Origin of the sequence: Mesorhizobium sp. M7A.F.Ca.US.011.01.1.1 (assembly GCF_003998295.1) — a bacterium.
Classification (GTDB): Bacteria; Pseudomonadota; Alphaproteobacteria; order Rhizobiales; family Rhizobiaceae; genus Mesorhizobium.
Map to the genome: position 1 here is coordinate 101,019 of NZ_RZRT01000011.1, position 21,027 is coordinate 122,045.

Below are 21,027 nucleotides of genomic sequence, written 5' to 3' on the forward strand. Positions count from 1 at the left end.
CGTTCAAGGACAGGGATTACCGACCCGCTGGTGGATAGCGTCCACCGCCTTCTGCATTTCTTCGGTCCAGGTGACGTCGACGGAAGACAGCGCCATGTCGAGCTGCGAAAGCGTCGTTGCGCCGACGATGTTGGAGGTTACGAACGGCCGGCTCGAGACATAGGCATTGGCAAACAGTGCCGGCTCCAGGCCAAAGGAGCGCGCCAGTTCGTTGTATTCAAGTTGTACTTCGGCGGCACCTGGCGTCTCGTAGCGCTGGCCGCGATTGAACAACTGCGAGCGCGAGCCCTGAGGCCGCGCGCCATGGTCGTATTTGCCAGTCAGGTATCCCTGCGCCAGCGGCGAATAGGGCAGCAACGACACCTGCTCGCGCTCGCAGACCTCGGCGAGGTTCACCTCGAAGGTGCGGTTGACGAGATTGTAGGCGTTCTGGATCGACGCGACGCGCGGGCCGATGTCCTTGTCGGCTTCGGCAAGGAACCGCATCACGCCCCAGGAACTCTCGTTCGACAGGCCGAAATGCCGGATCTTTCCTGCCTTCACCAGTTCGTCGAACACGGCAAGCGTCTCGGCGACCGGCGTTTCGTCGGCCGGTGCGCCGATGGAATCGGCGCGCGGCGACACGGCGCCGACGCGCGTCGGGTTGGCGCCCCAGGGGATATCCCGCTCCGGCCAGTGGATCTGATAGAGGTCGATATAGTCGGTGCCGAGCTTGGCCAGCGACTTGTCGATGGCGTCAAAGATATCGGCGCGCACCAGTTGCGACGGCCTGTCGCCGCGAAACCAGCTGTTGGCCGTGCGGCCGACGACCTTCGAGGCCAAGATTACCTTGTCACGGTTGCCCTTGGCTTTCATCCAGCTGCCGATGATCTTTTCGGTCCGCCCTTGCGTCTCCGCCTTGGGCGGGATCGGGTAGAGCTCAGCCGTGTCGATGAAATTGACGCCGCGCGAAAAGGCCAGGTCCATCTGGGCGTGGCCTTCGGCCTCGGTGTTCTGCTGGCCCCAGGTCATGGAGCCCAGGCAGATCTGGGTAACAAGAAGATCGGTCCGACCGAGACGGCGTTTGTGCATGGAATTCGGCTCCGGAGAAGGCTGGCGCGACTGCGCGGGAGGAAGCCGCATCTATAGGGAAAGCAGAGGCGCTCTCCAAGCCTCGGCAGATCGACTTTTGCGTGAACCAGTGACGTTAGCGGCGAGCACCGGCCAGCGCACGGCGCTTGGCCTCGTCGATCAGCATGTTGGCCACTTGCATGCGGATCATGGCGCGCTGGCGTAGATGCGGGGCGACACGGTCGGGGTGGTTGGCAAAGGCAAAGCTGCGGCGCATGCGGCCGAAATCGGCGACCTGCTTGGGCTGATTGAGGCCGAGTTCCACGGCGATGGCTTCGGGATCGATCGGCGGCAATTTCTCCTCGGGCTTCGGCTCTTCGCCGGCGAGAGCCAGCTTGGCATGATCGAGCAAGGCGGCGAATTCGGTCGCCAGATCCGCGCCCGCCTCGCGATATTCGGCAGCGGAAACCTTGATGCGGCCGGAATGGAGTTCATCGGCCACCGAGAGATAGTCGAACGGGATGGATGGACGAGCGCCGGCCCCTTCGCCCTCGCCATTCTTGTCGGGGGCGATAAAGAGGTCGTCGAGCAACGAAGCGAAATCCCGCTTGGCGCCAGTAGCGATGTCAGCCTCCCCCTCGCCCGACCATTCGGGTATAGAAGCATAGAACCGGCTCGTTAAAAATGCATGGCACCGATCTTAACGAATTTAGCGGTCGCCTCATCTACCGCTTGACTGACCGCAATCCCAGAAACAAAAGCCGGACTGCATTTTCATGCAGTCCGGAATTCGCCAGGAGTGGCGAGGAAAAACCGGCCATGTAGCCAGCATTCGAGGCTACGATGCGCCTCAGCCAAAAGTTTCATCCCGTTGCAGAAAATGGCGAAAAAAATCGACAAGACATGGCAGGCATGCAAATGCTGCACTGCACAATCGTCACGATTCAGCTATATTGGCGGCCGTGGAGGACCAACCAAGGGGCTTGAATCATGGGTTTCTTCACTGAAATGTTCGCCCGGCCGCGGCCGCAGGAGCATCTGAGATACCGCTCGGCGCTCGCACTGCTTCATTCGATGAGCAACGCCGACCGCGCCGACATCGGGATCAAGCCGGCCGACTTCCCTCGCATCGCCCGCGAAATGTCCGTTCGCTAGCTGCATCCGGTGTTCAGGATGTCCCGGATCGATCCGGGACACCTCCAAAAGACTCAATTCCTTAGCGCGATCCCAGGAACGTCGCCTTGCCCAACGGCACGCCGTTGTGGCGAAGGATGTCGTAAGCCGTGGTGAGATGGAAATAGAAGTTGGGCATGGCCACATGCAGCAGATACTGCATACCGGGCATAGAACTTTCGCGCCCGCCGAGCTTCAATTCGATGATCTTGTCGTCGGAGCCGTCGAACTCGGCAGCCGAAAATGTCGCGAGCAGGTCGAGCGTCTTCGTGATGCGAGCCTGGATATCGGCAAAACTCGCCTCATTATCTTCGTATTTCGGCACTTCGCGGCCGGCGAGCCGTGACGGCGCGCCCTTGGCATGATCGGTGGCGATCTGCACCTGCCTGGTCAAGGCGAACATGTCTGGCGCCAGCCGCGCCGTCAGAAAAACCTGCGGGTCTATCTTGCGGTCCAGCGCATTCTGTTCGGCGGTTGCAAGCACATTGGAAAGCGCTTTCAGCCTGGCTGAAAACACAGGCACGGATGCCTCATACATCGATATCGTCACGTCAAATCTCCTGCCCGGCCGAACGCCGGCGGACGCGACGTAGCGCCTTCGCGCAGGATTTTTCAAGACCGCCGACGCTGCGTCACCACGTTGCCGCAATCGCCGTCGTAGAATCCTCTTATCGAGCGGAGGTTCCCGATGAGACGCGCCCTTTTCGCAGCGACTGCCTTTCTCTCCCTTGCACCGATCGGCCAAACGACATTGGCAGCCGAAGATGCCCCCGAAGCGCCCTATATCGACGATCGGTCGAGCGCCGATGCGGTTGTCCGTTCGCTGTACAGCGCCATCAGCCGGCATGAATTCGCCCGCGCCTGGGGCTACTTCGGCGATGCGAAGCCGGCAAAGGATTTCGACAGTTTCGTCAAAGGCTATGACGGCACCGACAAGGTCGAGGTCGAGACCGGGGCTGTCTCAGACGAAGGCGCGGCCGGCAGCATATTCTACAACGTCCCCGTCGCCATCCGCGCGACAGACAAGGCTGGCGGCGAAAAGGTCTTTGCCGGGTGCTATACGCTGCGCCAGGTGAATGCCCAGATCCAGGCGGAGCCACCCTTCGATCCGATCCACATCGAGAAAGGGGCACTGAAGCCCTCCACTCCCGATTTCGAGAAGGCGCTGCCGCCAAGCTGCGGCGATGGCCCGCCACCGCCAAAGAAAGACACCGCACTGGAACAGGCCAAGAAGGCCTTTCTGGCAACCTATGGCGACCAGTGCGACAAGCAGTTCCTCGCCAATGAGCCGACCGTTTTTTCGATCAAATACAAGGACAAGGATGCGCAGCCCGGCGATCCCGACAAGGAGACGCGACTGTTCCATTTTTCCTGCTCGGCCGCCGCCTACAATGAAAGCTCGATCTACTACATGACCGACGAGGTATCGGGCGTGCAGCAATTGCAATTCGCCGAACCCAAGATGGACATCCGCTACGAGAACAATGACAGCAACGGCAATTTGCTGGGCATGACCATCGTCGGTTTCCAGACGTCGGGCTGGGCAGTCAATTCCGACTATGACGAGGCCACCCAGATGATCACCACGTTCAACAAGTGGCGCGGCATCGGCGACGCGTCCGACGCGGGGACGTATCTGTTCCGCAACGGCAATTTCTCGCTGGTCCAGTACGACATCGATGCGTCCTATGACGGCGAGCAGAACCCCCAGACTGTCGTCGACTACAACACTGCGCCTTGAGCGTCACACGGGCTTGCAGGCAGCGCCTGTCAGGGCGACTTCGATAGCATCCAGTTGAGCGTGCCGCGCCAGTCGGTCATGCGAATCGGCGTGCCATGGGTGCCTGTCTCGAAACGAACGAAATGGGTCGGGTAAGTCTTCGATTTGGCCAGGATCGAGCGAAAGAATGCTTCCTGATTTGCCACGGGGAAGACCACGTCGTGACTGCCCTGGCCGAAAAAGACCGGCACACGGCGCTTGAAAGCAGGGCTGGCGAAGAAGCTCTCATCCCACAGCGAGCCGAGCAGCAGCAGGCCGCTGATGCGGCCGCCCATGTCCTTGCGCGCGGCAAGCTTCCAGCACAGCGCGCCGCCCATCGATCCGCAGGCGACGAAGATCTTCGCGCTTGGCGACCGTTCGGCATAATGACCGATCAGCGCCGTCACCTGCGCCGCTCCCTTGTCGCCGAAATCGGTAAAATCCGGGCTGAGGTAGAGGCCGCCATTGCCGGCCATCAGGTTCTTGAGCCGGTTGAAATTGCCGCCGAAGGTGAAGTCGTCGACACCCTGCTTGCGGCTGCCGCCCTGCCCGTGCAGATAAAGCACGATGATGCCGGCGCCCTCGGTCTTGCCGACGGCGACATGCCTGACATCGCCAGCATCGGTTTTCAGCAACAGATCCTGCTGCATCTTGCGGACGCCGGTGTCGGTGTATTGGGCGTTCACCCGGCGCTCAGGCACCTGGTCACGCTGGTTGATATCGCGCATCTCGCGGTAGTCGATGACGGTGTAGGCGCCGTTGGTGTCGGACGACAGCGTGGCCGGATAGGCGAAGAGATCGTCCTTGAAGGGTTTTAGTTCGAGAGCGGCAGCGTGGGCAGCTGAAGAAAACAAGAAAAGCATTGCCGTGAGGAAAGCGCGGCACGCCCCCCTCTGGCCTGCCGGCCATCTCCCCCTCAAGGGGGGAGATTGGATGCGCCTTCTGCTTTCACCAATCTCCAAGGTTTCAGGACGTGAGCTGCCGTCAAAGCTGCCAATCTCCCTCCTTGAGGGGGAGATGGCCGGCAGGCCAGAGGGGGGTAAAAGCGCCAACATGGAAGATGAAGTCATCCCTCTGGCATGCGTTTTTAGGCTTGGGTTTGTCAATCCTGCAGCACGCCGCCGGCGCCTTCGAGTGCCTCGCGTGTGTCGACATCGACTGACGCCGCCGCGCCGATCTCGACATCGATGACATCGAGCCCTTCGGTCTCGACCAGATGGCGCGCGCCGGTGTCGCCTTCGAGATGGGCAATCGCCGGAAACAGCGAGCGCGGCAAAAGCACCGGGTTGCCGCGCTTGCCGTCATGCGAAGCGCGGACCACCGCGTTGCCGCCGGCCTTGCGGAACGCATCGATCAACCCGTCGAAATCATCGGACGTGATATCAGGCATGTCGCCGAGCACGATCATCACGCCGGCGGCGTCTTCCGGCAGATAGGCAATGCCGGCCTTCAGCGAAGTGGACAGGCCCTCGGTAAAATCGGGATTGTCGGCGAAGGCCACGTCGAGGCCCGCCAGTGCCGAGCGCACCCGATCGCGCTGGTGGCCGGTGACGACGACAGTGCCGGACGCCTTCGAGCCAAGCGCCCGCTCAGCGGTGCGGCGCACCAGCGGCTTGCCGTCGAACAGCGCCAGCAGCTTGTTCGGCCCGCCCATGCGGCTTGAGCGGCCAGCCGCCAGCAGCACGATGCCGACCTTGACCTGGCTTCTCGCCGGCAGCGGTTCGCGCGGCTGCGGCCGTGTCGGGATTTCCATCAGCAGCCCGCCGACCCCCATGCCGGCAATATCCCTGGCGGTCACGTCGATACCGGCGATCAAACGGTCCAGCACCCAGTCGAAACCGTTCTCCTTGGGGCTGCGGGCGCAGCCGGGCGCGCCGATGACGTGCTTGCCGCCGAGCATACCGAGCACCAGCAGATTGCCGGGATCGACCGGCATGCCCGCGCGGATGACTGTACCACCCGCCCTCTCGATCGCCGCGGGAATGACATCGGCAAAATCGCTCATCGCCGAAGCGCCGAAGATCACCACCATGTCGTTGTCGCGCGCCAGGGAGACCGCGGCCTCCGCCACCGGTGCGATCTTATGCGGCGTGCGGCGCTCCGCAGTCAGCCTGCCGCCCGTGCGCGCCAGCCGCGCTTCGGTGACGCGCAGCGTCTTGTCGAGCACACTTGGCTTGATGCCCGGCAGAACCGTCTGGATGACGCCGACACGCACGGGCCGGTAGGCATTGACGGCAAAGATCTCACCACCGGCGCAGATTTTCGTCGCGGCGCCGACCAGCGCTGAACTGACCGCGAAGGGGATGATCTTCACGGTCGCGACCATCTGGCCTTTCTCCACCGGCGCATGCTGCGCCAGCGTGGCGATGGTGATGGCGGGATCGATGGCATTGATGGCGTCGATGGCAGCGGCATCGACCGTGAAGATGCCCGGCACCTTGGCATGGAGGTTGACCCGCCCGGTCGCGGCAGGCCTGGCCTCGATGCCCCGAAAGGCCATGCTCTCGGCAATCGTTTGCGCGGCCGCATCCTCGCCGAGGTCGTCCTCAGCCAGCACAGCCGCAACGACCTCGGAAACGCCGGCGGCCCGCAGCAGCGCCACATCTTCGGCGCTGAGCCTGTGCGCCTTGCGGAAGCGGCGTTCACCAGCGGTGGTGGAGTGCGCCAGCACCGCGCCTTCCGCGGTCTCGATCGGGATCGGGCCGAATTTCACGCCGCAGCGCCCGTAGAGCGCTGCGCGTCCTTTTGGACGCGCAAAGGACGCTCTACTACTTTGAATCTACGCATCGTGCTTTTCCAAAATCGATTTCGATTTTGGAGCCGATGCGGAGGCATCGAAACCGCGCGAGCGGAAGGTGTGGATCGCTTGCGCAAGGACCGCAACGGCGATCTCGGCCGGGCTGGCAGCACCGATATCGAGCCCGATCGGTGCATGGATACGAGCGATCTGGTCGGCGCTCGCGCCCAGCGCCAGCAAGCGTTCGACACGCTTGGCATGCGTCTTCCTGCTGCCGAGCGCGCCGACATAGAAACAGTTGGCGTCGAGCGCGGCCTTCAGGGCGAAATCGTCGACCTTCGGATCATGGGTGACGGCGGCAAGTGCGGTGTAGCTGTCGAGCGGCTGGCGCTTCAGCACATCCTCCGGCCATTCGGCATGAAGCGCCACGTCGGGAAAGCGGTCCGGCGTGGCGAAAGCGGTGCGGGGGTCGATGATCTCCACGGGATAGCCGGCGATCCTGGCCATCGGCGCCAGCGCCTGGCTGATATGGACAGCGCCAATCACGACCAGACGCGGCTGCGGCAGATGCGCGTTGAGAAAGAAATTCCGCCCCTCGGCTTCGACCGAACCGGAGTTGCCTGTGCGGAACGCCCTGGCGATCGCGGCGCCAAGATCGCCGGCGACCTGATCGCCCTCGCGCACGATCCGGTCGCGGCCGTCACCGAGATCGGTGACAAGAATCGCCGCACGGCGAGCGCGTCGTTCGGCGTTCAAAGTTTTTAAGGCGTAGGGATCCATCAGGAAATCTCTTGTCCGAGCATGATCTTGTCCAAAAACCGGGTCCCACTTTTTGGGATCATGCTCTAGCCCAGTCTTTCCACGTACACCTTGATGCGACCGCCACAGGACAAGCCCACCTGCCATGCGGTTTCATCGGCAACACCGAACTCCAGCATCCTGGCCCTGCCACTGTCAATGACGTCGATGGCCTCGCTGACCACAGCGCCTTCGACGCAGCCGCCCGAGACGGAGCCGTGGAAATTGCCGTCGGCGTCGATGACCAGATGGCTGCCTACAGGTCGGGGCGCCGATCCCCAGGTCTCGACCACTGTCGCTATGGCCACGTCCTTGCCGTCCTTCATCCAGCCCTCCGCAATGATCAGCGGGTCGCGGGCCTCATCCAGATAAATGCTGTTTTCCATGACCGTTTCTCCAGAAGTCTGTTTTTCTCGGGATCTGTTTTTCCGGATGGGAAAGATATGGTTATGCGGCGTGCCTCGCGCCAGCTTCCAGCCATCGGCGCGGATCGACGGATTGTGCCGACTTCTTGTCCAATGACGCGCAGAGATCGGCGAGCGCATCGAGATTGTGCACCGAGCGGAACTCGTCGACATGCGGCAGCATCGCCTTGACGCCGCGGGCGCGCGCCTGGAAGCCGTCGAAACGCAGCAGCGGGTTCAGCCAGATCAGCCGCCGGCAGGATTTGTGCAGGCGCTCCATTTCTTCCGACAGGCCGGCGACATCATCGCGCTCCAACCCGTCGGTGATCAAAAGCACGACCGCGCCCTGCCCCAGCACGCGGCGCGACCAAATCAGGTTGAACGCGGCCAGCGTGTCGCCGATGCGGGTGCCGCCTGACCAGTCCTTGACCGCCGCCGAACAGTCGGCAAGCGCTGCATCGGGGTCGCGGTGGCGCATCTGCCGGGTCAGGTTGGTGAGCCGGGTGCCGAAGACGAAGGTGTGCACGCGACGCCTTTTTTCCGTCAGTGCATGCAGGAAATGCAGGAAGATGCGCGTGTACTGGCTCATCGAGCCGGAAATGTCGGCCAACACGACCAGCGGCGGGTGAACCTCGCGCGGCGAACGGAACTTCGGCAGAATCAGTTCGCCGCCGGTGCGCGCAGCCGAACGCATCATGGCGCGCGGATCGATGCGGCGGCCATGCGCATCGGCCTTGAAGCGCCGGGTGCGCACCATGTCGAAAGGCAACCGCAACTGCGCGATCGCCTTCTTGGCGTCGGCCATCTCGGCGGCGTTCATCTGGGCAAAATCCTTGGCCCGCAGCACCTCGTTGCCGGAAAAGGTGAAGCGGGCGTCGACCTCGATCTCGGGAATTTCCTGTGGCGGCTGGTTCTTCTGGTGGCCCTCGAACATCGCCTGGCTGACCCGGTTTTCAGCGGCGCGTGGCTTCTGCTTTTCCCTGTTGTCGGGTGCCACCGGCGAAAACATAGCCAGCATCTTTTCGATCAGTTCGCGCGACTTCCAGAACAGCCGGAAGGCTTCGTCGAAAATGGCATGGTCCTCATGCCGCGAGACCAGCACGGCATGCAGCGTCCAGTAGAAGTCGTCGCGCGAACCAATGCCCGCGGCGAGCACCGCCTCGATGGCGTCCTTGACCGAGGCCGGCCCGACCCGCATGCCCGCCTTGCGCAAGGTGCGGGCAAAATAGACGATGTTGTCGGCGATCCGCCCGTGCGGCATGGCCTCTTTTGGCTCGGGGCGCAGCATCGCCTACTCCGCCGCCGAAAGCTCGGCCTTCACCTCGTTGAGGATGCGCCGGCCTTCGCCCTGTTCGATGCGGGCAATGTCGTCTTGGTATTTCAACAGCACGCCGATCGTGTCGGAGACGGTTTCAGGATCGAGCGCCACCTTGTCGAGCTCGGTCAGCGCGCCGGCCCAGTCGATGGTTTCGGCGACGCCCGGCACCTTGAACAGCTCGATCTGGCGCAGCTTCTGGATGAAGGAGACCACTTCGGCCGAAAGGCGCTGGTTGGCCTGCGGCACCTTGCGGCGCACGATCTCCAGCTCGCGCTCGGCATTGGGATAGTCGACCCAGTGATAAAGGCAGCGCCGCTTCAGCGCATCGTGGATTTCGCGGGTGCGATTGGTGGTGATGATGACGATCGGTGGTTCTTCCGCCTTGATGGTGCCGAGTTCGGGCACCGTCACCTGAAAATCGGACAGGATTTCGAGCAGGAAGGCCTCGAAGGCCTCGTCGGTGCGGTCGAGCTCATCGATCAGGAAGACCGGGGCAGCGCCCGTCTTGCCGGTCAGCGCATCGAGCACCGGGCGGCGGATCAGGTATTTTTCGGAGAAGACGTTGCGCTCCATGGCGGAGCGCTCGACCTTGCCGGCCGCCTCCTCCATGCGGATCTCGATCATCTGCGCGGCGTAGTTCCACTCATAGACGGCGGACGAAACGTCGAGGCCTTCATAGCACTGCAGGCGGATCAGCCGGCGACCGAGCGCCTGTGCCAACACCTTGGCGATCTCGGTCTTGCCGACGCCGGCCTCGCCCTCGAGGAACAGCGGCCGCTTCATGCGCAACGACAGGAACAGCACGGTCGCCAGCGACCGGTCCGCCACATAGTCCGCACCGGTCAGGAGATCGAGCGTCTCGTCGATCGTCCGTGGCGCGGCGCGCGGTTTCAGCTCGGTCATTCTTTCTCCGTGAACGCCGCCGCTCCGCTTTCCAGAACGTGGTAGCCGCGGGCGTGATAGATCAGCGGCCGCAAATTATCGCCCATACGCAGTCCTGTCACCTTGCCAAAAAGCACACGATGGGTGGCCAGGTCCTTGGTGTCGATCAATTCGCAGTCGAACACGGCGAGCGCGCCTTGCAGCGTCGGCGCGCCTGTGGAGATCACATCCCATTCGCCAAGCGCGAAACGTTCCTCGACCGGCAGGCCGGTGATGCCGGAAAAGCCGACCGACAGCGGCTCCTGGTGCGAGGCCAGCGTGTTCAGGGCAAACCTGCCGTTTTTCACGAACAGCTCATTCTTGGCATTTTCGCGGTTGAGACAGACCAGGATGGTGGGCGGCGTGTCCGACACCGAACAGGCGGCGATCACCGTCGTGCCACGCTTGCCGGCCGGCCCGTCGGTGGTGACCACATGGACGTGGCCGGCAAAGTGGCTCATCGCGTCGCGATAGGCCTGCGGCCCAATGTCGTTCTTCTTCAGCACCGGCAATTTTCCATGGTCGTGACCCTATCGCTATATATGGCGACATACGACATGCCACAAGCGAGCCGACGGCTGGACCTCGGCTCATCTCCTTGAATTCGCATGTTGCACCAAGGCCGGGCAGCCTTTAGGTCTTGGCGGGAATTGGCGCCTGCAAGATGTCGCCAGCTTGGAGGAATTCTTCACCAGGATGCGACCCAGGGTAACGACAACGGCCGCATTGGTCTGGCTGTTCATGGCCAGCGCCGCCAGCGCCCAGGCGCTGCTGGTCGGCGTCGCCGCGCCCCTGTCTGGACCATCTGCCATTCTCGGCAAGCAGATCGAGGCCGGGACCGGCCTGGCGGCCGAAGCGAACGGCATCGAACTGAAGACCGTGGATGACGCCTGCACCGCCGATGGTGGCGCTGTCGCGGCCAGGGAATTCGCCGCTGCCAAGGTCAATATCGTGGTCGGCTTTCTCTGCACCGAGGCGATCGAGGCGGCGATGCCGATCCTGAAGGACGCCGGCATTCCGGTCATCACCATTGGCGTGCGGACCGAAAGCCTGACCGACCGCCGCGCCAAGACCGGCTGGCCTGTCTATCGTCTCGGGCCGCGCGGCGACGATGAGCGCAACGCCATCGCCTCCACCCTCACCCGTTTATGGCAGAACGAGCTGTTCGCCATCATCGACGACGGCACCATCTATGGCCGCGAGATCGCCGAGACGTTGCGGGCAGCGGCCGAGCAGGCGGCGCTGAAGCCGGTATTCACAGACACGTTCCGGCCACAGCTCGACAACCAGATCGGCATGATCGGCCGGCTGAAGAAGGCCGGCGCGACGCATGTCTTTGCTGGCGGCGACGGCGACGACATCGCCATCATGGGCCGCGATGCCGCACAGCTTCAGGCTGGCATCGTCTTTGCCGGCGGCGAAAATCTCCGCACACCGCCGGGCGACGTGCCCTATGCCTTGGGCACGCTGATGATCGCACCGCCGGAATGGGCCGATGTCGCCGATCCAAAAGTGCTGGCGGCCTTCGCCACGCAGAAGATCGTGCCCGACGGTTATACGCTGCCGGCCTTTGCGGCGGTCGAAATCGCCAAGGCGGCATCAAGCTTGTCCGAAAGCTCGGGCAAGCCGCTGACGGAGGCCCTGACCGGACAGGATTTGACCACGGCGATCGGGCCGATCCGCTTTGATGCAAAAGGCGACCTCAGCCAGAGCCCCTACCGCGTCTTCCGTTTCGACGGCACGCGTTTCGCACCTTTGGAAAGCAACTGATGTTTCGCACCGGCCCGCGCAACCTGATCACCGACGTTGCCGGCCTGCGCGTCGGCAATGCGTCCGACGCCAGCCTGAAGTCCGGCGTCACGACCGTGCTTTGCGACACGCCGACAGTGGCTGGCGTTCAGATCCTGGGCGGCGCGCCGGGCACGCGCGAGACAGACCTGCTCGAACCGCACAATTCGGTCGATGTGGTGCACGCCGTCGTGCTTTCAGGCGGTTCGGCTTTCGGCCTCGACGCGGCATCCGGCGTGCAGGCGGCGTTGCGCGAACGCGGCATCGGCCTCGAGGTCGGTGGCTTTCGCGTGCCGATCGTGCCGTCCGCGATCCTGTTCGACCTGCGCAATGGCGGCGACAAGGATTGGGGCCGTTATCCACCCTATCGCGAGCTTGGCTATGAAGCCGCGCAAACCGCCACCGCCGATTTCCAACTCGGCACGATCGGTGCCGGCACCGGTGCGCTGACCTCGGGGCTAAAGGGCGGCCTCGGCTCCGCCTCGACGCTGCTGGATAGCGGCGTCACCGTCGGTGCGCTGGCCGCCGTCAACCCGGCCGGATCGGTGACAACAGGCCGAACCCGCCATTTCTGGGCGGCACCGTTCGAAATCGGCGGCGAATTCGGCGGGCTTGGTTACCCCACGCCGATGCCGGACGATGCGAAACGGATTCTTTTGAAACACCGCGACAAGCATGTTGGCAGGCAGATGGAGACCGGCGGCAACACCACCATCGCCGTCATTGCCACCGATGCGGTGCTCACAAAAGCTGCCGCCAAGCGCCTGGCGATATCGGCGCATGACGGGTTCGTGCGCGCCATATGGCCGACGCACACACCGGCCGATGGCGATCTTGTGTTCGCGCTGGCGACCGGCACGAGCGGTATCGAACTCTCCGCCGATGCGGCAATCGATCTCTACGCCGCCGCCGGCGCCACCATGGCGCGCGCCATCAGTCGCGGCGTCTATGCGGCAACGCCTGCCGAAAACGATCTGTTTCCGGTCTGGTCGTCACGCCTGAGGTGAAGCGATCAATCAGACCCGATCGGACTTTTCTTCCTCGAACGTCACCGCAACATCGGAATTCGCCGACAGCCAGACCTTCTTCCCGTCGACTTCGGCAATCAGGCTCAGGGGAATGTAGTGATGATGGCCCTTGTGAGCGCCCTCGCCGCTATCGGCCTTGGTCAGCTTGATGCGCTGGCCATCGACCTTGTCGACAGTGCCGACATGCACGCCGTCGGCGCCGACGACTTCCATATGCTCACGAATTTTGCTGGTGTCGGTCATGGTGGTTCTCCATTGGGACTGCCGACCATAACAAATGACGGGCCGATTGGATGCATCGGCTTTCGCACCGCACGACGTTTTGATTTCGGCGTGCTAGGGGATTGAGACGATCACGGGGGTGAAGACCGATGCGAATGCTCTTTCTGTTTGCCGTTGGCCTGCTTGGACAGTTTGCGACATCGATCGCTGCCCGTGCTGGCGATGTCGCCGAACTCGAAATCCTCGGCTTCACCAAGGACGGCAGTGTCTTCGCCTTCGAGGAGTATGGCGTGCAGGATGGATCGGGTTTTCCCTATGCCAACCGCTACTACATCGACACCAGCACCGACAGCTTTCTCAAGGGCACGCCGATCCGGGTCCGGCTTGAGGACGAGAATGCCAAACTGGATGCGGCGCGCCTTCAGGCCCGGCAAAAAGGCGAAGCCATTGTCAGTCAGGCCGAGTTGGACGCCAATCGCGGCATCACCGCCGGTTTCAACCCGGTGACCGAACTTTCGGCCGATCCGCACCGGATGGCGGTCAATCCGCGCCCGATCTTTTCGCCGGTCGACCCACCGCTCGAGTTCCGGCTCGACGAGATCGGCATGAACAACACCGAGGGCTGCGAGAGCCAGGGCGAGATCAACGGCTTCCGGCTGCTGCGCATCGAGGCGCAGGATGGCGGCACCACCAAGCTGCTACAGGAGGATAAGGCGATACCGAAAAGCCGGGGTTGCCCGAACGGCTACCGCATCGGCGCTGTCCAGACCTTTTCGATGGACAGTCTCAGCGCCTATGCCGTGCTGATCGCGGTGCGTCAATACGGCTTTGAAGGCCCGGACTTTCGCTGGATCGCGGTGACCGGCCGCCTGTGACACCGCTTGTCCCACCCGCCCCGCGCGATCGTTCGCTGAACCGCCTTCGCCGCGCTATACCGACGCCGCGCACTGCGTTTTTCGGCGCCTTGTTGTGGGCTGTGACGATGGGCGCCAGTGCGCTCGTCACCCTGTTGTTGGACGACTGGGAGACGCCGGCGAAAATCCGCATTGTCACCGCGCTGTTTGCGGTGGGAGCTGCGCTGGCCTTTCCTATCGGCCTGTTCGCGGCGCGGCTGGTCTCGCAGGGAAGACGCTGGGAAGTCGCCTTTGCCGCGGCCCTCGTGTGCCTAGCCGCGGCGACGATCGGCCTGACCGCCGGGCTGTTTGCCCTGCAGTACCGCTCCTACTATGCCGAGTGGCATGCGCCTGCTTTCACCCGCACCTGGGTCCTCCAGTTCGTCTTCACGACGTTGATTGCGCTTTATCAGTTCGTGGTGCTGGGCATCCGGCTCTATTTTCCACTGGGTTTCGTCGCTCTGTTTGCCGCGGGCGTCTGGTTTGCGCGCCAGCGGCGTTGAGCATTTTGCTCGCCTCTGTTAGGACGCGGGCAAACTTCTCGATATGTCAGGACTGACCGATGATCCCTCGCTATTCCCGGCCGAAAATGGTCGCCATCTGGTCGCCCGAAACCCGGTTCCGCATCTGGTTCGAGATCGAAGCCTATGCATGCGATGCGCTGGCCGAACTCGGCGTCATCCCCAGGGAAGCGGCAAAAACCATCTGGGAAAAGGGCGGGGCGGCAAAATTCGATGTCGAGGCGATCGACGAGATCGAGCGCGTCACCAAGCATGACGTGATCGCCTTCCTCACCCATCTTGCCGAATTCGTCGGGCCGGACGCCCGCTTCATCCATCAGGGCATGACCTCGTCCGACGTTCTCGACACCTGCTTTGCGGTGCAGCTTACCCGCGCCAGCGACATCCTGCTCGCCGACATCGATGGTCTGCTTGCAGCGCTCAAGCGCCGCGCCTTCGAGCACAAGGACACCGTCACCATCGGCCGCAGCCATGGCATCCATGCCGAGCCGACCACCTTTGGCGTCAAGCTGGCGCAGGCCTATGCCGAGTTCTCGCGCTGCCGCGAGCGGCTGGTGCACGCGCGGGAGGACATCGCCACCTGTGCGATCTCCGGGGCGGTCGGCACCTTCGCCAACATCGACCCCTATGTCGAGGAACATGTGGCGGCGAAGCTCGGCCTGAAGCCCGAGCCGGTTTCGACGCAAGTGATCCCGCGCGACCGTCACGCGATGTTCTTTGCCACGCTCGGCGTCATCGCCTCCTCGGTCGAGCGGCTGTCGATCGAGATCCGGCATCTGCAGCGCACCGAGGTGCTGGAGGCGGAAGAGTATTTTTCGCCGGGCCAGAAAGGCTCGTCGGCCATGCCGCACAAGCGCAACCCCGTGCTGACCGAGAACCTCACCGGCCTCGCCCGCATGGTGCGGTCGATGGCGCTGCCGGCGATGGAGAATGTGGCGCTCTGGCACGAGCGCGACATTTCCCACTCCTCGGTCGAGCGCATGATCGGCCCGGACGCCACCGTGACGCTCGATTTCGCGCTGTCACGGCTGACCGGCGTCATCGACAAGCTGCTCGTCTATCCCGACAACATGCTGAAGAACATGAACAAGTTCCGCGGCCTCGTGCATTCGCAGCGCGTCATGCTGGCGCTGACGCAGGCCGGCCTGTCGCGTGAAGACTCCTACCGGCTGGTGCAGCGCAACGCCATGAAAGTATGGGAGCAAGGAGCTGATTTCCTTGAAGAATTGTTGGCCGACAAGGAAGTGACCGCAGCGCTGCCGGAAGCAGAAATCCGCGAGAAATTCGACCTCGGCTATCATACCAAACATGTCGACACGATCTTCAAGCGTGTGTTCGGATAATGCACATCCACGGCTTCTATGTGCCTGTGTTCGGCATCGAAGCTGACTTTGATGAAGCCGTTGTCGACATGCCTCGAAAGCTCGTTCCAACTTGGGGAAGTGAGATCTTACTTTCCCGCAACACTCATCCAAAGCGGGCAACAAAACTAAAGCGCAAGCACCTCGCAGATTCCGCTAACTCGCCCGAAATCCCAAAATTTTGCGACTGGGAGCTATGCATACCGGGCGACAATTTCGAATATTTTGACGGCGATATTGTTCATGGCATCGCGTTTTGCATTTTGATGAGAAAAACGTGCTGTCTACATTTTCCAATTTGGTCGACCTCCTCAACAATTAACCCCATTGACGAGAATGATGTCTGCTGTGGAGACGTCTTGCCAGGAGAACCCCTTTTCTATCTCGATAGCAAAAAACTCAACTTGGAAGACGTGGAGTGGATTTCAAAGAACCTCCCAGCAGTTCTTTCCCTAATGGGAAATGCGAGGTTCCAAAACGCCATGCAGGCTTTGAATGCGTATCAATACATCCCTGCTGCCAATTTTAATTTCTTGGTTTCCTGGACAGGTATCGAAGCCCTGTTTGGCATCAGCCAAGAAATTTCTTTTCGTATCTCACTGCTTTTGGCCAAATACCTCGTTGACGAGCAGCCAGAGCGACTGCGTCAAAAAATGTATAAAGGATCTTATGACCTACGTTCAAAGGTGGCCCACGGCTCCAGCACAAAGGCGAGGGTCCAAACCGAGCAATCAATCTTCGCGAGGCAGACGCTGGCTCGCTGCTTAATGCGAGTAGTGGAGAATGGAGAGCCACCGGACGAAGAGACGATCCTGTTCGGTAGCTAATCCGCTGCCCCACTCTAACTGCGGCCCGGCACAGTCCTGATGACCGTGCCCCACGGGTCTTCGCGGGTTACCGGGCTCGTCACCTTTTCCGAACGCATCTCGACCCAGGCCAGACCTAACCGGCTCGGATCGCGGCGGCCGGCGCCCGAACTCTGCCAGGCGTTGGCGCCGATGTGGTGATGGTAGCCGCCGGACGACAGAAACACCGCCTGGCCACCGTATCTGGCCATGGTGTCGAAGCCGAATTCCTGGTTCCACCAGGCTTCGGCGTCTTCCGGCCTGCCGACGCGCAGGTGGACATGGCCGACAATGCTGTTTTCCGGCGCGCCCTGCCAGCCGGCGTCGCCCGCCGGCACTTCGGCAACGACGGACGGAATGTTCAGCCGCTCGGTCGCCATGGCGATCTTGTCGCCATTCCACTTCCAGTCCTTTGGAAGGCGGTCGGCATAGATCTCGATACCGTTGCCCTCGGGGTCCGTCAGGTACAGTGCTTCGCTGACCAGATGGTCCGAAGCGCCCTCGATGGCGATCTTGTCTGATATGGCGTGGTTGATCCAGCGGCCGAGATCGGCGCGGCTGGGCAGCAGGAAAGCGGTGTGGAACAGGCCTGCGCTGCGCGGATCATCCGGCTTGGCCGAAGGGTCGGCCTCGATGACCAGCAGGGGACGGTTGGCAGCGCCCAGCGTGATCGCACCATCGGCGCGGCTCAGTTCCTGCAGACCGACAACGGCACGGTAATATGTCGCAAGACTTTCGGCATCGCGCGCCTTCAATCCGACGCGGGCAACGCTGACGGGGGTGGTCGCGGCAAAAGGCAATTCGCTCATCAAATGCTCCGTTCGACCAGCCTGCGGTGAAACCCCCAAGGCAAGAAGCCCCGCGCCGCCGATCATCATACGTCGTGTCAGTTCCAAAAGTGAGGGCTTCCGTACACGGCTGTTTCTTTTCCTCACCACAGATCGTCTATCGGCATCGTTCACACAAGGCGCGAAGAAGCGAACATCGTGTTCACTATTGTGATCAAGAGCGTTGTTCACGGCCGTTGCACGAAGCGGCGCCGCTCGCTATCTCAGCGCCATGAAAGTCAGAGACGCAGATATTCTCATCGTGCCGGGCTACACCAATTCCGGCCCCGACCATTGGCAGAGCCGCTGGCAGTCGAAGCTGTCGACGGCGCGCCGGGTCGAGCAGGCGGAGTGGTCGAAGCCGGTGCGGGACGACTGGACGGCCAATGTGGCCAAGGCGGTCAACGAGGCCGAGCGGCCGGTCGTCCTGGTCGCGCACTCGCTCGGCGTAGCCGCGGCAGTTCAAGCCATCCCGCGGTTCCGCAAGCCGGTTGCCGGGGCGTTCTTGGTGGCGCCGCCTGATGTCGCCAATCCCGACATCAGGCCCAGGCACCTGATGACCTTCGGCCCCTACAAGCGTGAGCCGCTGCCCTTTCCCTCGATCGTGATCGCCAGCCGCAACGATCCGTTCTGCGCCTTCGATGTCGCCGAAGACATTGCCGGTGCATGGGGCTCGCTGTTCATCGATGCCGGCGAGACCGGTCATCTGAACGCGGATTCAGGCTTCGGGCCGTGGCCCGAAGGTTCAATGACCTTCGCCAAATTCCTGACGGATTTGAAACCCTGAGTTTCTTCAGGACCCGATCGAATCGCGGACGCTCTTGATCAGGGTTTTTGCGCCAAGCCCGATCAGCGAATGCTCGGAGCCCATGGCCAGCAGGCGATAGCCCATCGACACAACCCGGCCGGCAATTGCCGGCTCGACAACGTAGATCGCCGCATGTTTGCCGGCCTTGCGGGTGCGCTCGGCCACCGATGCCACCGTCTCCATCATGCTTTCCAGCGTCGAATTGACGGTCGCACCATTGCTCCAGGCGATTGAGAAATCCGATGGGCCGAGGAAGATGCCGTCGATGCCGGGCGTGTCGAGGATGCCGTCGAGCGCATCGAGGGCCGCACGCGTCTCGACCATGGCGAAGGCCATGGTGCGTTGGTTGGTGTCGCGCAGCCACTCGGCCTGGTCGCCCTTGCCGTGGCGTGGAAAAGCGTAGGTCGGACCCCAGGAGCGCTCGCCGAGTGGCGGGTATTTCATGGCGGCGGCGAACAATTTTGCATCGGCAACCGAATTCACCATCGGCGCGATGACCGCCTCGGCGCCGAAATCGAGCGCGCGGCTTGCCATGTCGAAACGGCCAACGGGAATGCGCACCAGCGCCGGCTTGCCGCTAGCGAGCACCGGCACCAGGCCACGCAGCACGCTGTCTTCGTGATGGCCGCCATGCTGCATGTCGAGCGTGACGGCATCGAAGCCCTGCTTGGCGACGATCTCGACGGTCAAGGCATCCGGCACGCCGGACCATGCGGTGAACAACGTTTCATCGGCCGCGAGGCGGGACTTCAGGGACATGGGTACTTTCCTTGTTAACTCCGGCAGTTTCAGCCGGAAATCGTGACAAAGGCAAAGAAAAACCGCCCGGATAGGCCGGGCGGTCGATTGGTCCAGCGTATGGCCGCGGGATCAGCGCATGGCCCGGATCAGGTGTTCTTGATCTGCTCGATCGCCTGCGCCATCAGTTCGTCCATGGTGCGGCGGATCTGGTGGTCCGACTGCTCGACGCCGGCCGCGTCGAAATCCCCGCGGATTTTGCGGAACACGTCGTGGTCGCCGGCTTCCTCGATGTCGGAGATAACCACTTCCTTGGCATAGGCGTCGGCATCGGCGCCGGACTTTCCGAGCTTTTCGGCGGCCCACAGGCCGAGCGCCTTGTTGCGGCGTGCCGAGGCCTTGAACCGAAGCTCCTCGTCGAATGCGAATTTACGCTCAAAGCCCTCTTCGCGGTCTTTCATGCTGCTCATGGCGTCCCTCCGGTCAAATTCGATTCGTTGGCGGTGAATATGTGCGTTGCCAAAGCACAAACCAAAAGGTCGCGGGCCGGTCAATACGCTTCATCGCATGCTGCGCTGCGGCATTTCAGTCCCGAAAGCGGTTGATTGGAAGGATTTGCCGATTGAGCAAACGATGTGATTGGGATAGACCCGGCATTGAACCCTACCGTAGCCGCACTATTTCAGGCAGACGGACAGCAAATGGTCTGATACCGCCCTGTCCGGAACCCCAGAGAAAAATCCAGATGAAAAATCGCCGCCGCATTTATGAAGGCAAGGCCAAGATACTCTATGAGGGACCCGAACCGGGCACGCTTATCCAGTTCTTCAAGGATGACGCCACCGCGTTCAACAAGAAGAAGCACGAGGTCATCGACGGCAAGGGCGTCCTCAACAACCGCATTTCCGAGTACATATTCAACCATCTCAACCGTATGGGGATCCCGACCCACTTCATCCGCCGGCTCAACATGCGCGAGCAGCTGATCAAGGAAGTCGAGATCATTCCGCTCGAAGTGGTGGTGCGCAATGTCGCCGCCGGCTCGCTGTCCAAGCGGCTCGGCATCGAGGAAGGCACCGTTTTGCCGCGCTCGATCATCGAATTCTATTACAAGGCCGACGCGCTCGACGACCCGATGGTGTCGGAAGAACACATCACCGCGTTCGGCTGGGCGAGCCCGCAGGAAATCGACGACGTCATGGCGTTGGCCATCCGCGTCAACGACTTCCTCTCCGGCCTGTTCATGGGCGTCGGCATCCAGCTCGTCGACTTCAAGATCGAATGCGGCCGCCTGTTCGAAGGCGACATGATGCGCATCGTCGTCGCCGACGAGATCTCGCCGGACTCCTGCCGCCTGTGGGACGTGGCGACACAGGACAAGCTCGACAAGGACCGTTTCCGCCGCGACATGGGCGGCCTCGTCGAAGCCTACCAGGAAGTCGCACGCCGCCTCGGCATCATGAACGAGAACGAGCCGCCGCGCCCGACCGGCCCGGTGCTTGTCGCCTCGACCGACGGCCTCAAAGGCAAGCCGCACTGATCGCGGCTTGCGAACTGATAGTCAGAACAGGAGCATGTCCAGCGTGATCAAGGCCCGCATTACCGTCACCCTCAAGAACGGCGTGCTCGACCCGCAAGGCAAAGCGATAGAACACGCATTGTCGGGCCTTGGCTTCGGCGGCGTCGGCGCGGTGCGGCAGGGCAAGGTGTTCGACGTCGAGCTGGCCGAAAGCGACAAGGCCAAGGCCGAAGCGGACCTGAAAGCCATGTGCGACAAGCTGCTGGCGAATACGGTGATTGAGAATTATAGTGTGACGCTTACCTGAGGTTGTGTCG

25 protein-coding genes are annotated in these 21,027 nt (G+C 62.3%); 11 read left to right on the top strand and 14 right to left on the bottom strand.

What is annotated here, in order from left to right:
* Positions 1–3: 3 nt before the first annotated feature.
* Positions 4–1,071: an aldo/keto reductase gene (locus EOA13_RS14280; RefSeq protein ID WP_127293425.1), complete on the bottom strand. Its 1,068-nt coding sequence runs from the start codon at positions 1,069–1,071 to the stop codon at positions 4–6.
* Positions 1,072–1,186: 115 nt separating this feature from the next.
* Positions 1,187–1,642 (bottom strand): hypothetical protein, encoded by a 456-nt coding sequence (locus EOA13_RS14285; protein WP_127293427.1) that lies wholly within the window; start codon positions 1,640–1,642, stop codon positions 1,187–1,189.
* A 398-nt stretch (positions 1,643–2,040) separates the two neighbouring features.
* Here EOA13_RS14285 and EOA13_RS14290 point away from each other — a divergent pair, with 398 nt between their 5' ends.
* Entirely contained in the window at positions 2,041–2,205 is a 165-nt protein-coding gene (locus EOA13_RS14290) for a hypothetical protein (RefSeq protein WP_023706483.1), read from the top strand.
* Between the two features lie 61 nt (positions 2,206–2,266).
* On the opposite strand, the gene EOA13_RS14295 is transcribed toward EOA13_RS14290, so the two are convergent.
* Positions 2,267–2,773 (bottom strand): DUF1993 family protein, encoded by a 507-nt coding sequence (locus EOA13_RS14295; protein ID WP_127293429.1) that lies wholly within the window; start codon positions 2,771–2,773, stop codon positions 2,267–2,269.
* A gap of 138 nt (positions 2,774–2,911) precedes the next feature.
* Here EOA13_RS14295 and EOA13_RS14300 point away from each other — a divergent pair, with 138 nt between their 5' ends.
* Positions 2,912–3,964 carry a DUF1176 domain-containing protein gene (locus tag EOA13_RS14300; RefSeq protein WP_127293431.1) on the top strand — a complete coding sequence of 351 codons (1,053 nt, stop codon included), beginning with the start codon at positions 2,912–2,914 and terminating at the stop codon, positions 3,962–3,964.
* Positions 3,965–3,993: 29 nt separating this feature from the next.
* Here the strand turns inward: EOA13_RS14300 and EOA13_RS14305 are convergent, their stop codons facing one another.
* The 7 genes from EOA13_RS14305 to EOA13_RS14340 form a co-directional block, all read right to left on the bottom strand.
* The gene (locus EOA13_RS14305) at positions 3,994–4,845 is read right to left on the bottom strand and encodes an alpha/beta hydrolase (protein ID WP_127293433.1); all 852 of its coding nucleotides are present in this window, start codon (positions 4,843–4,845) and stop codon (positions 3,994–3,996) included.
* Between the two features lie 239 nt (positions 4,846–5,084).
* Positions 5,085–6,695: a molybdopterin-binding/glycosyltransferase family 2 protein gene (locus tag EOA13_RS14315; protein WP_127293435.1), complete on the bottom strand. Its 1,611-nt coding sequence runs from the start codon at positions 6,693–6,695 to the stop codon at positions 5,085–5,087.
* 66 nt (positions 6,696–6,761) lie between these two features.
* Entirely contained in the window at positions 6,762–7,499 is a 738-nt protein-coding gene (locus EOA13_RS14320) for an XdhC family protein (RefSeq protein ID WP_127293437.1), read from the bottom strand.
* Positions 7,500–7,564: 65 nt separating this feature from the next.
* On the bottom strand, positions 7,565–7,903 hold the full coding sequence (locus EOA13_RS14325; RefSeq protein WP_127293439.1) for an XdhC family protein: 339 nt from the start codon (positions 7,901–7,903) through the stop codon (positions 7,565–7,567).
* A gap of 61 nt (positions 7,904–7,964) precedes the next feature.
* Positions 7,965–9,209 (bottom strand): VWA domain-containing protein, encoded by a 1,245-nt coding sequence (locus EOA13_RS14330; protein WP_127293441.1) that lies wholly within the window; start codon positions 9,207–9,209, stop codon positions 7,965–7,967.
* 3 nt (positions 9,210–9,212) lie between these two features.
* Positions 9,213–10,142 (bottom strand): MoxR family ATPase, encoded by a 930-nt coding sequence (locus EOA13_RS14335; protein WP_023810354.1) that lies wholly within the window; start codon positions 10,140–10,142, stop codon positions 9,213–9,215.
* Positions 10,139–10,666: a flavin reductase gene (locus EOA13_RS14340; protein ID WP_127293443.1), complete on the bottom strand. Its 528-nt coding sequence runs from the start codon at positions 10,664–10,666 to the stop codon at positions 10,139–10,141. The genes EOA13_RS14335 and EOA13_RS14340 overlap by 4 nt, the downstream gene beginning before the upstream one ends.
* A 190-nt stretch (positions 10,667–10,856) precedes the next feature.
* Here EOA13_RS14340 and EOA13_RS14345 point away from each other — a divergent pair, with 190 nt between their 5' ends.
* Entirely contained in the window at positions 10,857–11,930 is a 1,074-nt protein-coding gene (locus tag EOA13_RS14345; RefSeq protein ID WP_127293445.1) for a branched-chain amino acid ABC transporter substrate-binding protein, read from the top strand.
* A complete protein-coding gene (locus EOA13_RS14350) occupies positions 11,930–12,955 on the top strand; it encodes a P1 family peptidase (protein ID WP_127293447.1) in 1,026 nt (341 codons plus the stop codon). The genes EOA13_RS14345 and EOA13_RS14350 overlap by 1 nt, the downstream gene beginning before the upstream one ends.
* Before the next feature lie 9 nt (positions 12,956–12,964).
* Here EOA13_RS14350 and EOA13_RS14355 read toward each other — a convergent pair whose 3' ends face one another.
* A complete protein-coding gene (locus tag EOA13_RS14355) occupies positions 12,965–13,219 on the bottom strand; it encodes a DUF2171 domain-containing protein (RefSeq protein ID WP_127269889.1) in 255 nt (84 codons plus the stop codon).
* 128 nt (positions 13,220–13,347) lie between these two features.
* Here EOA13_RS14355 and EOA13_RS14360 point away from each other — a divergent pair, with 128 nt between their 5' ends.
* The 4 genes from EOA13_RS14360 (at position 13,348) to EOA13_RS14375 (ending at position 16,800) form a co-directional block, all read left to right on the top strand.
* Positions 13,348–14,073, top strand: coding sequence for a DUF2259 domain-containing protein (locus EOA13_RS14360; protein WP_127293449.1), 726 nt, complete (start codon positions 13,348–13,350; stop codon positions 14,071–14,073).
* Positions 14,074–14,180: 107 nt separating this feature from the next.
* Complete coding sequence (locus tag EOA13_RS14365; protein ID WP_127293451.1) at positions 14,181–14,594, top strand: hypothetical protein; 414 nt, start codon at positions 14,181–14,183, stop codon at positions 14,592–14,594.
* 59 nt (positions 14,595–14,653) lie between these two features.
* Positions 14,654–15,955 carry an adenylosuccinate lyase gene (gene purB / locus EOA13_RS14370; RefSeq protein ID WP_127293453.1) on the top strand — a complete coding sequence of 434 codons (1,302 nt, stop codon included), beginning with the start codon at positions 14,654–14,656 and terminating at the stop codon, positions 15,953–15,955.
* Entirely contained in the window at positions 15,955–16,800 is an 846-nt protein-coding gene (locus EOA13_RS14375) for a HEPN domain-containing protein (protein WP_127293455.1), read from the top strand. Before purB ends, EOA13_RS14375 begins: the two co-directional genes overlap by 1 nt.
* Before the next feature lie 14 nt (positions 16,801–16,814).
* On the opposite strand, the gene EOA13_RS14380 is transcribed toward EOA13_RS14375, so the two are convergent.
* Complete coding sequence (locus EOA13_RS14380; protein ID WP_127293457.1) at positions 16,815–17,627, bottom strand: VOC family protein; 813 nt, start codon at positions 17,625–17,627, stop codon at positions 16,815–16,817.
* A gap of 250 nt (positions 17,628–17,877) precedes the next feature.
* Here EOA13_RS14380 and EOA13_RS14385 point away from each other — a divergent pair, with 250 nt between their 5' ends.
* Positions 17,878–18,432 carry an alpha/beta hydrolase gene (locus EOA13_RS14385; protein ID WP_127293459.1) on the top strand — a complete coding sequence of 185 codons (555 nt, stop codon included), beginning with the start codon at positions 17,878–17,880 and terminating at the stop codon, positions 18,430–18,432.
* A 6-nt stretch (positions 18,433–18,438) separates the two neighbouring features.
* Here the strand turns inward: EOA13_RS14385 and EOA13_RS14390 are convergent, their stop codons facing one another.
* Both EOA13_RS14390 and EOA13_RS14395 read right to left on the bottom strand, forming a co-directional pair.
* Complete coding sequence (locus EOA13_RS14390) at positions 18,439–19,212, bottom strand: HpcH/HpaI aldolase/citrate lyase family protein (protein ID WP_127293461.1); 774 nt, start codon at positions 19,210–19,212, stop codon at positions 18,439–18,441.
* 128 nt (positions 19,213–19,340) lie between these two features.
* Positions 19,341–19,661: a DUF1476 domain-containing protein gene (locus tag EOA13_RS14395; protein ID WP_013532126.1), complete on the bottom strand. Its 321-nt coding sequence runs from the start codon at positions 19,659–19,661 to the stop codon at positions 19,341–19,343.
* Positions 19,662–19,936: 275 nt separating this feature from the next.
* Between EOA13_RS14395 and purC the strand changes: the two genes are divergently transcribed.
* Entirely contained in the window at positions 19,937–20,731 is a 795-nt protein-coding gene (gene purC, locus EOA13_RS14400; RefSeq protein WP_013532127.1) for a phosphoribosylaminoimidazolesuccinocarboxamide synthase, read from the top strand.
* A gap of 43 nt (positions 20,732–20,774) precedes the next feature.
* Positions 20,775–21,017: a phosphoribosylformylglycinamidine synthase subunit PurS gene (gene purS / locus EOA13_RS14405; RefSeq protein WP_027028126.1), complete on the top strand. Its 243-nt coding sequence runs from the start codon at positions 20,775–20,777 to the stop codon at positions 21,015–21,017.
* The last annotated feature ends 10 nt before the right edge of the window (positions 21,018–21,027 follow it).